Origin of the sequence: uncultured Thiodictyon sp., from assembly GCF_903828115.1 — a bacterium.
In the GTDB taxonomy this organism is placed as follows: Bacteria; Pseudomonadota; Gammaproteobacteria; order Chromatiales; family Chromatiaceae; genus Thiodictyon.
In genome coordinates this window covers 1-11,611 of the sequence record NZ_CAIKKU010000238.1, presented here as the reverse complement: position 1 = coordinate 11,611, position 11,611 = coordinate 1, and the positions used below count along the sequence as shown (strand labels likewise).

At 61.9% G+C, this 11,611-nt stretch carries 9 protein-coding genes and 2 tRNA genes; 10 read left to right on the top strand and 1 reads right to left on the bottom strand.

Going from position 1 to position 11,611, the window contains the following annotated elements:
- Positions 1–241: 241 nt before the first annotated feature.
- The 10 genes from QZY48_RS08770 (at position 242) to QZY48_RS08725 (ending at position 10,285) form a co-directional block, all read left to right on the top strand.
- Positions 242–370 (top strand): hypothetical protein, encoded by a 129-nt coding sequence (locus QZY48_RS08770; protein ID WP_295430200.1) that lies wholly within the window; start codon positions 242–244, stop codon positions 368–370.
- A 169-nt stretch (positions 371–539) separates the two neighbouring features.
- Positions 540–1,853: a trigger factor gene (gene tig, locus QZY48_RS08765; RefSeq protein WP_295430198.1), complete on the top strand. Its 1,314-nt coding sequence runs from the start codon at positions 540–542 to the stop codon at positions 1,851–1,853.
- Between the two features lie 87 nt (positions 1,854–1,940).
- Positions 1,941–2,585, top strand: a complete 645-nt coding sequence (clpP, locus tag QZY48_RS08760; RefSeq protein WP_295430196.1) for an ATP-dependent Clp endopeptidase proteolytic subunit ClpP — start codon at positions 1,941–1,943, stop codon at positions 2,583–2,585.
- Between the two features lie 185 nt (positions 2,586–2,770).
- Positions 2,771–4,045 (top strand): ATP-dependent Clp protease ATP-binding subunit ClpX, encoded by a 1,275-nt coding sequence (gene clpX / locus QZY48_RS08755; RefSeq protein WP_295430194.1) that lies wholly within the window; start codon positions 2,771–2,773, stop codon positions 4,043–4,045.
- A 248-nt stretch (positions 4,046–4,293) separates the two neighbouring features.
- Positions 4,294–6,750: an endopeptidase La gene (gene lon, locus QZY48_RS08750; protein WP_295430192.1), complete on the top strand. Its 2,457-nt coding sequence runs from the start codon at positions 4,294–4,296 to the stop codon at positions 6,748–6,750.
- Between the two features lie 194 nt (positions 6,751–6,944).
- The gene (locus QZY48_RS08745; RefSeq protein ID WP_100920327.1) at positions 6,945–7,217 is read left to right on the top strand and encodes an HU family DNA-binding protein; all 273 of its coding nucleotides are present in this window, start codon (positions 6,945–6,947) and stop codon (positions 7,215–7,217) included.
- A 64-nt stretch (positions 7,218–7,281) separates the two neighbouring features.
- Positions 7,282–7,357: transfer RNA gene (locus QZY48_RS08740), tRNA-Val, on the top strand.
- Between the two features lie 46 nt (positions 7,358–7,403).
- Positions 7,404–7,480 (top strand) — tRNA-Asp (locus QZY48_RS08735).
- Between the two features lie 89 nt (positions 7,481–7,569).
- Entirely contained in the window at positions 7,570–9,492 is a 1,923-nt protein-coding gene (locus QZY48_RS08730; RefSeq protein WP_295430189.1) for a SurA N-terminal domain-containing protein, read from the top strand.
- Between the two features lie 475 nt (positions 9,493–9,967).
- Positions 9,968–10,285, top strand: coding sequence for an antibiotic biosynthesis monooxygenase family protein (locus QZY48_RS08725; protein WP_295430187.1), 318 nt, complete (start codon positions 9,968–9,970; stop codon positions 10,283–10,285).
- A 555-nt stretch (positions 10,286–10,840) separates the two neighbouring features.
- Here the strand turns inward: QZY48_RS08725 and QZY48_RS08720 are convergent.
- A complete protein-coding gene (locus QZY48_RS08720) occupies positions 10,841–11,461 on the bottom strand; it encodes an AAA family ATPase (RefSeq protein WP_295430185.1) in 621 nt (206 codons plus the stop codon).
- Positions 11,462–11,611 lie beyond the last annotated feature (150 nt).

The window sequence follows — 11,611 nt, the reverse complement described above, 5'->3', positions numbered from 1 at the left end:
TTCGGTGGACTGCGCTGTCGCTTGTCGACCCTACGGCCGGAACGATGATCAAGGCCGGCGCGTCTTTCGATGCCTGGCGTGCGAGCCGCGGCTCGTCGGTCTGAGGCGAGGCCTCGCCGACACGGGAAGGCAGACCAAGGGTGCGATCAGAACTGATGTGTTAACGCACATGTCGTAGTACGCGTACCCTACAGCTACCGGACGTTCTCACGGACCGGGTGTCGTTGTCGTTGTCGTAATCGTGGTCGGATTATTCGATTACGACAACGACAACGACAACGACAACGACGCCCGGTACCTGAGAACGTCCGGTAGCTGTAGGGTACGTAATGCGTACCCTACGACAGGTGCGTTAACACATCAGTTCTGATCGCACCCTGGCACAGCACGGAGCTTGGACCCCGGGCGCGCCCCGGGCTATACTGTCGGGCTTTTGAAGCCGGTCGGTCAGTCGCCCGCATGGCCCGCGGTGCGTGGGACAGGCGCTGGGTTCCAGCCGGTTTTGCCGACGATGGCCGTGACGCTAGGAGACGAGACGTATGCAAGTAACGGTGGAGACGGGAGAGGGTCTGGAGCGGCGGATGCGCGTCGACCTCCCCAGCGAAGCGATTCAGGAGCAGGTCGAGAAGCGGCTTCACGAGCTCGTCCGCAGCGTTCGTCTTCCGGGATTCCGCCCGGGCAAGGTGCCGCTGAAGCTGCTGCGCCAACGGTTTGCGAACCAGGTGGAGCGCGAGGTCTTCGGTGACCTGGTGCAGTCGAGCTTCGCCTCGGCGGTCGCCGAGCGCTCGCTGCGCCTCGCCGGTGCGCCCCACATCGAGCCCGAGGTGCATCCGGCCGCGCAGCGCTATGGATTCACCGCGACCTTCGAGGTCCTGCCCCAGATTGAACTCGTACCCCTGACGGGTCAGGTCGTCAAGCGGCCGGTGACCGAGATCACTGACGCGGACCTGGAGGCGATGATCGAGCGGCTGCGCGTGCAGCGCAAGACCTGGGTCCCGGTCGAGCGCCCGGCGCAGAGCGGGGACCGGCTGACCGTCTCCTTTACCGGCACCCTGGAGGGTGAGTCCGAGCCCTTTGCGGGCGGTACGGCCGCCGCGGTGCCGGTGGAGATCGGCTCCGCACGCATGCTCCCCGGTTTCGAGGACGGGCTCGTCGGGGCCGGCACGGGTGAGACCCGTACCCTCGATCTGCGGTTTCCGGACGGCTACCAGCGTGCCGAGCTGTCCGGGCGGGCGGTGCGCTTCGAGGTCACCGTCGATGCCGTCGCGGCCCCGGAACTGCCCGCGGTGGACGAGGCCTTCGCCCGCGCCTTCGGGGTGGCGGACGGTGAGGTCGAGCGCTTGCGTGCCGATGTGCGCGCGAACATGGCGCGCGAATTGAAGACCCGCATCCAGGCCCGCACCAAGGAGGGGGTGATGAACCTGCTGGTGGCGTCGCACCAGGTGGAGATCCCCAAGGTCCTGTTGGCGGAGGAGGTCCGCGCCCTCAAGGGACAGATGCGTGAGACCATCGGTGCGCCCACGATGGACCTGCCCGATACGCTGTTCGAGGAGTCGGCGCGGCGCCGGGTCGTCCTGGGGCTGCTCATCGGCGAATTGATCAGGCACAACGGGATCAAGGCCGAGCCGAGCCGGGTCCGTGCCGCGATCGAGGAACTGGCGTCCACCTACGAAGACCCCAAGGAGGTGGTGGACTATTACTATGCCGATCGCAAGCGCCTGGCCCCCGTGGAGTCCCTGGTCCTGGAGGATCAGGTGGTGGAGTGGGTGCTGAGCCAGGTGACGGTCGAGGACGAAGAAACCAGTTTCGCGCAGTTGACCGAACCGGCGTCGGTTGCTACCGCGGGGACCTAGAGCCCGTTCTGCGCGGCGTCGCGGACGTTACCCGTCCAGATGCCGCGTGGACGGATCGATTGCGTAGATGAGAGACGAGTAGACAGCATGATCAAGCCCGTGAGTCGCACCGAGTGGAAGCCTGAGGGCCTGGGGCTGGTGCCGATCGTCATCGAGCAGACGGCGCGCGGCGAGCGTTCGTTCGACATCTATTCGCGACTGCTGAAGGAGCGGGTGATCTTCCTGGTCGGGCCGGTGGAGGACTACATGGCCAACCTGGTGGTCGCCCAGATGCTCTTTCTGGAGTCCGAGAATCCGGACAAGGATATCCATATCTACATCAACTCCCCCGGCGGTTCGGTGACCGCGGGACTGGCCATCTACGACACCATGTGTTTCGTCCGCCCGGACGTCAGCACCCTGTGTGTCGGCCAGGCGGCGAGCATGGGCGCGCTCCTGTTGGCCGGCGGGGCCGCGGGCAAACGCTACTGCCTGCCCAACTCACGGATGATGATCCATCAGCCGCTGGGCGGTTTTCAGGGCCAGGCGACCGACATCGACATCCATGCCCGCGAGATCCTCCTGCTGCGCGATCGGCTCAATGGCATCCTTGCCCACCACACCGGCCAGTCGATCGAGAAGATCGCCGACGACACGGAGCGCGACCGCTTCCTGGGCGGCGACGAGGCGCAGGCCTATGGTCTGATCGACAAGGTACTGACCGAGCGGGGTCCGTCGCTCGGCAAGCTCTGAGCGCGTCGGCTTGCCTGCCCGGCGCGCGCGGGGTCGCGGGTCGCTTGCGCGGTTTTCGCCCACCCGACCGCAATCCCGGTCTCATTCCCGTCTTGCCATACGGACTCAAAGCGTTATGATTGACGCAGCATCGATTGGTCCTCCCGGGGTCCGATCGCCAACCGACTGACGGAGTGTCATCCCCGATGAGTGGAAGCAACCACGGCAAGAGCGACGAGGGCAAACTCCTCTACTGTTCGTTCTGCGGCAAGAGTCAGCACGAAGTTCGTAAGCTCATCGCCGGCCCCTCCGTGTTCATCTGCGACGAATGTGTCGAGCTGTGCAACGACATCATCCGCGAGGAAATGCAGGAGGGGGTAGGGGACGCCACCAGCAAACTGCCCAAGCCGCGCGAAATCAAGGAGAGCCTGGACGAGTTCGTCATCGGCCAGGAGTATGCCAAGCGGGTGCTCTCGGTCGCCGTCTACAACCATTACAAGCGCTTGGAGGTCTCGGAGGCCAAGGAAGAGATCGAGATCGCCAAGAGCAACATCCTGCTGATCGGTCCCACGGGGTCGGGCAAGACCCTCCTGGCGGAGACCCTGGCGCGGCTGCTCAATGTCCCCTTCACCATCGCCGACGCGACCACGCTGACCGAGGCCGGGTACGTGGGGGAGGACGTCGAGAACATCATCCAGAAGCTGCTCCAGAAGTGCGACTACGACGTCGAGAAGGCCCAGACCGGTATCGTCTATATCGACGAGATCGACAAGATCTCGCGCAAGTCCGACAACCCGTCGATCACCCGCGATGTCTCCGGTGAGGGTGTCCAGCAGGCCCTGCTCAAGCTGATCGAGGGGACCGTCGCCTCGGTGCCGCCCCAAGGCGGTCGCAAGCACCCGCAGCAGGAGTTCCTCCAGGTCGATACCTCCAACATCCTGTTCATCGTCGGCGGGGCCTTCGCGGGTCTGGATAAGGTCATACAACAACGCTCCCGCAAGGGCGGTATCGGCTTCAACGCGGACGTCCACAGCAAGGACGACAAGCGCCAGATCGGTGAACTGCTGGCCGCGGTGGAGCCCGAGGACCTGATCCGCTACGGGCTGATCCCGGAGTTCGTCGGCCGTCTGCCGGTGATGGCGACCCTGGAGGAACTCGATGAGGCGGCCCTGATGCGCATCCTCACCGAGCCCAAGAACGCCCTGGTCAAGCAGTATGCACGCCTGTTCGAGATGGAAGGGGTGGAACTGGAACTGCGCGATGATGCCATGCGCTGCATCGCCAAGAAGGCCATGGACCGCAAGACCGGCGCCCGGGGCCTGCGCACCATCATGGAGCAGGTGCTGCTCGACACCATGTATGACCTGCCGTCGATGAAAAGCGTGTGCAAGGTGGTCCTGGACGGCTCGGTCATCATGGGCGAGAACAAGCCCTATCTGATCTACGAAGGTCTTGAAAAGCAAGCTGCTTCCGGAGAATGATCCTGAGTGCGCACCAGTCGGGGGGCGGGGCCTGCCGGTCCCGCTGACCCAGGTCGCGGGGCGGGACGCCCCGACTCCTTTGACTCTACCGTGTTGAACTGGGCCCGGTTTGCCCTGATTCTTTCATCATCACCTAATAAATCGGTCGCACCGGCGGCGCCTTGATCCGGACCTCATCGCTGGTCCGCTTTCAGGCCGCCGCACTGGTCAGCCGCCGTCCCACGAGCGCATCAGCACCGAGAGTGTCAATGGCACAGCAAGAATCTTCGCGATCCCCCACCAGCGCCTCCCCGGAGGTGCCGGTCCTGCCGCTGCGCGATGTCGTGGTCTACCCGCACATGGTCATCCCCCTGTTCGTCGGCCGCGACAAGTCGATCCGCGCGCTCGATGGGGCCATGGCCAACGACAAACAGATCCTGCTGGTCGCACAAAAGAGCGCGGACGTGGATGACCCGGGGCCCAATGACCTCCAGCAAATCGGCACCCTGGCCAATATCCTGCAGCTCCTGAAGCTCCCGGATGGGACGGTCAAGGTCTTGGTGGAGGGTAACCGGCGCGCGCGCATCACGCGTTTTTTGACCACCGACAAGTCCTTCTCGGCCCTGTTCGAGCCCTTGCCGGAGACCCTGGAGGCCGATGAGCGCGAACAGGAGGTGCTGATCCGTTCCGCGGTCGCCCTGTTCGACCAGTATGTGAAGCTCAACAAGAAGGTCCCGCCCGAGGTCTTGACCTCGCTCGCCGGCATCGATGAGGCCGGCCGCCTGGCCGACACCATGGCGGCGCACATGTCGCTGAAGCTCGACGAGAAGCAGCGCATCCTGGAAATGACCGATATCCAGGCGCGGATCGAGCACCTGATGGGCCTCATGGAGGCCGAGAACGACGTCCTGCAGATGGAGAAGCGCATCCGCGGCCGGGTCAAGCGCCAGATGGAGAAGAACCAGCGCGAGTATTATCTCAACGAACAGATGAAGGCGATCCAGAAGGAACTGGGGGAGCTCGACGAGGCGCCCAACGAGATCGAGGAGTTGGCCAAGCGGATCGAACACGCCGGGATGCCCAAGGAGGTCAAGACCAAGGCCCTGGCGGAACTCGCGAAGTTGAAGCTGATGTCGCCCATGTCGGCCGAGGCGACGGTGGTGCGCAACTATGTCGACACCCTGGTCAGCGTGCCCTGGAAGGCGCGCACGCGCATCCGCAACGATATCCGGGTCGCCGAGCAGGTGCTCGACAAGGACCACTATGGGTTGGAGCGGGTGAAGGAACGAATCCTGGAATACCTGGCCGTGCAGCAGCGGGTGCGCAAGCTCAAGGGGCCCATCCTGTGTCTGGTCGGCCCGCCGGGCGTGGGCAAGACCTCGCTCGGGCAATCCATCGCGCGCGCCACCAACCGCAAGTTCGTGCGCATGTCCCTGGGTGGGGTGCGCGACGAGGCCGAGATCCGCGGGCACCGGCGTACCTATATCGGCGCGCTGCCGGGCAAGATCATCCAGAACCTCTCCAAGGTCTCATCGCGCAACGCCTTTTTCCTGCTCGATGAGATCGACAAGATGGCGATGGACTTCCGGGGTGATCCGGCCTCTGCCCTGTTGGAGGTGCTGGACCCGGAACAGAACCACACCTTCAACGATCACTATCTGGAGGTGGATTTCGACCTGTCCGAGGTGATGTTCGTCGCGACCGCCAACACCCTCAATATCCCCCCGGCGCTCCTGGACCGCATGGAGGTGATCCGTCTCTCCGGCTATACGGAGGACGAGAAGATCGCCATCGCCGAGCGTTACCTGATCCCCAAGCAGACCAGGCACAACGGGCTGAAGTCCGGGGAGCTGGTCATTCGGGAGTCGGCCGTGCGCGACATCGTCCGCTATTACACGCGTGAGGCCGGGGTCCGCAATCTGGAGCGGGAACTGTCCAAGATCTGTCGCAAGGTGGTCAAAGAGGTCCTGCTGAAGAAGCGCGACACGGCGACCGTCGTCACGGCCAAGTCGCTGGAAAAGTACCTGGGCGTGCAGCGCTTCCGGTTCGGCCGGGCGGACGAGTTCGACCAGGTCGGGCAGGTGACCGGGCTCGCCTGGACCGAGGTGGGCGGGGAACTCCTGCGCATCGAGTCCGCCCTGGTCCCCGGCAAGGGCAAGTTCACCTACACCGGTCAGCTCGGGGACGTGATGCAGGAGTCCATCCAGGCCGCCATGACCGTCGTGCGGGCGCGCGCCGACGCCCTGGGTATCGCCCCCGATTTCCACAACGTCTTCGATGTGCATATCCACGTACCGGAGGGGGCGACACCCAAGGACGGTCCCAGCGCCGGCGTTGCGATGTGCACGGCCCTGGTGTCGGCCCTGACCAAGATCCCGGTCCGGTCCAACGTCGCCATGACCGGTGAGATTACCCTGCGTGGAGAGGTGTTGCCGATCGGGGGCCTCAAGGAAAAGTTGCTGGCGGCCCACCGGGGCGGCATCGATACGGTTATCATCCCGCGGGAGAACGAGCGCGACCTCACCGAGATCCCGAAAAACATCCAGCAGCATCTGGACATTCGTCCGGTGCGCTGGATCGACGAGGTCCTGGACATCGCCCTGACCCGCAGGCCTGAGCTGATCGATGTTGCCGCGGAGGGTGGCGACGGTGCCAGTCCCAAGGACGAGCCCCCGGAGAAGGCGTCCGATGCGACCCGCGAGCAACCGGTGCGCACGCATCATTGAGGGTTTTTTGCGGATTTTCGGTGCTGTCGGTCAAAACCCGGTTGCTCCGCGACGGACTTCCGCCTTAGCATTCGGGGGTGGGCACAGCGCCCCCGGTCGCGGTCACCGGAGCGTCTCGGCAGGGGCCGGGGTAACGCACAGCAACCGTGGGCAATGTGTAATTGCGGAACAGTAGCCAGGAGATTGGGGGAAAAATGAATAAGTCGGATCTGATCGAGAAGATGGCTGAGGCGGGTGATATCCCAAAGGCGGCCGCCGGCCGGGCCTTGGATGCCTTGACTGAAGAAATTGCGTTGGCCCTGAAGAACGGAGACACGGTGTCCCTGATCGGTTTCGGCACCTTCTCCGTCAAGGAGCGGGCGGCGCGCACGGGGCGCAATCCCCAGACGGGCGCCGCCATCGAGATCGCGGCCTCCAAGACCCCAGGATTCAAGGCTGGAAAGGCCCTCAAGGATGCGATACAATAGTCTTCCGTTGTTGAGGTGCCCCACCAGGTAACTCTCACCAGGTCACTCTCAGGGTACCCACGCGGGGTGCTTAGCTCAGCTGGGAGAGCATCGCCCTTACAAGGCGAGGGTCGCAGGTTCGATCCCTGCAGCACCCACCAAGCCCTGCGTCACCCAACCGGGAGGCGTCGTGTGGCGAATAGTTTTGGAGCGGTAGTTCAGTTGGTTAGAATACCGGCCTGTCACGCCGGGGGTCGCGGGTTCGAGCCCCGTCCGCTCCGCCAACCCGAAAAAAGCGGGGTATCCGTCAAGGATACCCCGTTTTCATTTGTGCCCAAGTCGTCCCTTCCAGGCCCCGTTCGAGTATCGAGACATGCTGCAGCAAATCCATGATCGCGCCAAGGGCTGGTTCGCCTGGCTCATCATCATCCTGATCAGTATTCCGTTCGCCCTCTGGGGCATCCAGTCCTATGTTGGGGGGGGCTCCGAGCCGGTAGCGGCCCTGGTCAACGGGCAGGAGATCACCGAGCGGGACCTGGATCAGCGCGTCCAGAGCGCGCGCATCCAACTGCGCGAACGCCTGGGGGCCGCCTATGATCCGGCCCAGTACGACGACAAGCGCCTGCGCCTGGAGGTCCTGGAGGAGATGATTCGTGAGACCTTGCTGACCGACGTGGCCGCGCGCATGGGTCTGCGGGTCTCGGACCAGGAACTGCGCGGGCGCATCATGGCCGAACCGGCGTTCCAACGCGACGGGCGATTCGACGCCGCATCCTATGAGCAGGTCCTTCAATATCAAGGACTCTCGCCCGCGATGTTTGAGGCGCAGCAGCGCCGGGAGATCGTCGGCACGCAACTCATACGGGCCGTCGCCGGCAGCGAGTTGGTGACCCAGGCGGAGCGCGAACAGTACCAGCGTCTGGTCGGGCAACAACGCGAACTGGCCTGGCTGCGGGTTCCGGTCAGCCGTTTTCTGACCGATGAGCCCATCGACGATCAGGCGATCAGCGCCTACTACGAGGCCAACGCCGCGCGCTTCGAGGTTCCCGAACAGGTCAAGCTCGACTATCTCGTCCTTGATGCCGCCGCCCTCGCGGGTCGGACCACGGTCGCCGAGGAGGACATCCGTCGGGTCTACGACGCCAATCAGGCCCGTTTCGGTCAGCCCGAGCGGCGCCGCGTCAGGCATATCCTGCTCACCGTGCCCCCGGACGCCGATGCGGCGGCCGCCGCGGCGGTGCTGGCGGAGATCCAAGGGGTGCGCAAACGCCTCGCGGACGGGGAGGCCTTCGACGTGGTCGCCAAGGCCGTCTCCAAGGACCCGGGGAGCGCGAGCCAAGGCGGGTCCTTGGGCGAGATCGAGAAGGGCATCATGGACCCCGCCTTCGAGCAGTCCGCCTTTGCCCTGCCGGTCGGTGAGGTCAGCGAACCGGTGCGCTCGCGCTTCGGCTACCACCTGATCGAGGTGGAATCCATCACGCCCGCGGCAATCAAACCCTTCGCCGAGGTCCAGGAGCAACTGCGTGGCGAAGTGGCAAAGCAGAAGGCCGAGGCACTCTTCTACGACCTGGGGGAGCGCCTGCCGAACCTGGTCTATGAAACGTCCGACAGCCTGGCACCGGCCGCCAAGGAACTGGGTCTGGAGGTTCAGCACAGCGATTGGGTGGGGCGCAAGGGTGGCGAGGGCGTCCTCAAACACCCCAAGGTAACCGCCGCCGCCTTCAGCGAAGAGGTGCTGAACGAACACCGCAACAGCGACCTGATCGAGCCCGAAAAGGAGGTCTTGCAGACCGTGGTACTGCGGGTGGTGGACCACCGCGAGGCGTCCGCCCGGCCGCTGGCGGAAGTGCGCGACGAGATCGCGGCCGATTTGCGTAAGGAACGTGCGAAAAAGGCCGCGGCGGCAGAGGCGGCTTCCGGAGCGGAGAAACTGCGCGGCGGTGCGGACTGGGCGGCGGTGGCGGGCGATACCAAGGTGGAGGAGGGCGCGCTGATCGGCCGGACCGACCCCAAGGTCCCAGCCCCGGTGCGCACCCTCGCCTTCACGCTGCCGGTCCCGCCCACGGGCGGGGCCAGCGTCGGGACCGCCACCCTGGAGGACGGCGACGCCGCCATCGTGCGGGTTACCAAGGTCGAGGATGGCAAGGTCGAGCCTGCCCCCAAGCCCGGCGCCCCCGACCCGGCCGCCATGCTCAGCCAGTTGATGGGCCGCCAGGCCTACGATGCCGTGCTCAAGGATATGCTGCAGCGGGCCAAGATCGAACGCAAGACCCCCACGGTGCGCGAGGGCGGCTGATCCTATCCGGCGTGCGCGTCGACCGCAGTGGGGTGATCGAGATTCGTGCACGCGCACGCCGGATTAGTGTTGTTCCTTCGTTGTCGTTGTCGTTGTCGTTGTCATTGTCGTTGTCGTAATCGGAGAAGCGATGCACTTTGGGGCCTTGATCATGGTTCCAGCCGCGACCCTGTTTCGCGCTCGCCGTGCGGGACCTTGATCATTGTTCCGGCCAGTGGCGGTCTGTCCGCAACCGGAGGTCGGGGCTTTTGCCGGTGGCGGTTACCGAGATATCCACGAGAAATCAATGGCGCCTGGACGCCGGACCGGCTAAAGCCTCGACCTCCAGTGGCCGGAACGACGATCAAGGCCCACTTTGGGGTGCGTAGAGAATCCTAGGCGCTACGATAACAACGACAACGACAACGACAACGACAACGACAACGACAACGAAAATGGCGCTCTAGGCAGTCCCTAATGAAAAGGTTCAAAGGCGGTGCCTATCACAAGAGTATTTCGCGTTCGCATCGATGCAGATCTCAGACGGGAGTTCGAGGAAAAGTTTTCGTCGATTTCCGTTCACGCGGTTGATGCGGCTCCGGGCTTTATTTCGGTCGCTATTCTTGCGCCATCGAAATGGACGCCCGATGAGTATGCAATGATTTCTCAGTGGGAGGACGAGGCGGCATTGATTGCATTTGCCGGCGCACAATGGAACCAGCCCGTGATCCCTCCTGGTATGGAGAGATTCGTTGTCGAATGTTGGGTCCATCACTTCCAGTCGTGGGGTCAGGCCCGAATGGCGCTGACTTAAGCCGCGGCACGGACGAATCAGCCAGTTACAGGAGGATCGACAAGCAGTCAGTTGAGTGGATGCGACATTTTCCGCGGCGTTTCCCGGCTCTTGGCTGGTCCGGAACGGTTTTTCGCGCGCTTCCCGGCATCCCAACCGATTGTTTCCTTTTCGAGCGCCGGCCCCCCGTCATCGTCGGCCTGCCGCATGTGCCGGTTCGATCTTGCCCGAACGACGATTCCGGGCCGCCCGGAGGGCCTGCGGCGTCGTGGCCAGCGGGTGCCTTTATACTTGATTTGTTAAGCTATTGTTACGGAGAGAAACGAATTTTTCCGGGTGGGTTGACGGGTTGGGGGGCGTGCGCTAGGCTCTTGGGGACTGAGGCGGGGGCGCGGGGGGCCGGGCTCGGGGAGGTTGGGAGATCTTGAGGTAGACAGAATCTGTCTGGCACGCCCAACACGCCCTCCGTCTAAAAAAACAGTTAGGCTTGGGAGTCAACCACTGATGCATGAAGCTATGCTGGCGACCTTTAATCAGTTTTTTAGGGAATTCGCAGAACCCCTGACCGAGCACAAGCTAGAGCAAGCACCTAAAGGCGATACCGTCAGGTGTAATATACATTTTTGCTAATTCTATTCGTTCTTCTCTATTACCAAAAATCTCCACAATGGCGGGACAACCTAGTTCATTATCGAATGGAAAATATGTTTTATTTTGTAGGTTATATTGATTAACCAACGCTTTCATAATATGATCGGATTCTTCTCTAAATTCAAGACTACTACTCCTGTGCTCCTTCTCTTCAATCGGAATAGGTGAGAACTTAGTAATAGGAAGGAAAAAGAGAATATCATAGAAAGTTAGTGATTCCTTGATAATCGGAATACATTTCTTCACAAACTCATCACTCACCATACCTTTACTGTTCATCCACATAGTATACATTAAGTTATCAAGAACTGTTCTATCGTATATGATTTTATCTTTCTTCGATCCTGGCATAACCTGATCAATTATAAAATTCATAATAGCTTCTTGAGACTCTTCGTTACCCTCTTCATTAAGCTTTATTCCTTTTTCCTTTACAAGTGATGAATAATGCTTTTCATTCTTCTTGTACATTGGCCAATTTTGAAGGAAGTCCTGTACAAACGTAGACTTCCCTGTATTTTGTGCTCCCATTATACCTATCTTCATCTATTTTCTCCGTTTAAATATTCTACTCCACAAATACCTGATGTATACTTTAAACTGCTTAAACGCTATCTTTGAAGGTGTAAGACCATATACATCTCTCATTACTAATTGTGCTATATTAATATCATCGTCTTTAAAAGTATCACTAGA

Excerpts from the sequence above, each read along its gene's own strand:
- tig (WP_295430198.1), top strand. The coding sequence starts at position 540 with ATGCAAGTAACGGTGGAGACGGGAGAGGGTCTGGAGCGGCGGATGCGC.
- clpP (WP_295430196.1), top strand. The coding sequence starts at position 1,941 with ATGATCAAGCCCGTGAGTCGCACCGAGTGGAAGCCTGAGGGCCTGGGG.
- clpX (WP_295430194.1), top strand. The coding sequence starts at position 2,771 with ATGAGTGGAAGCAACCACGGCAAGAGCGACGAGGGCAAACTCCTCTAC.
- lon (WP_295430192.1), top strand. The coding sequence starts at position 4,294 with ATGGCACAGCAAGAATCTTCGCGATCCCCCACCAGCGCCTCCCCGGAG.
- QZY48_RS08745 (WP_100920327.1), top strand. The coding sequence starts at position 6,945 with ATGAATAAGTCGGATCTGATCGAGAAGATGGCTGAGGCGGGTGATATC.
- QZY48_RS08730 (WP_295430189.1), top strand. The coding sequence starts at position 7,570 with ATGCTGCAGCAAATCCATGATCGCGCCAAGGGCTGGTTCGCCTGGCTC.
- QZY48_RS08720 (WP_295430185.1), bottom strand. The coding sequence starts at position 11,461 with ATGAAGATAGGTATAATGGGAGCACAAAATACAGGGAAGTCTACGTTT.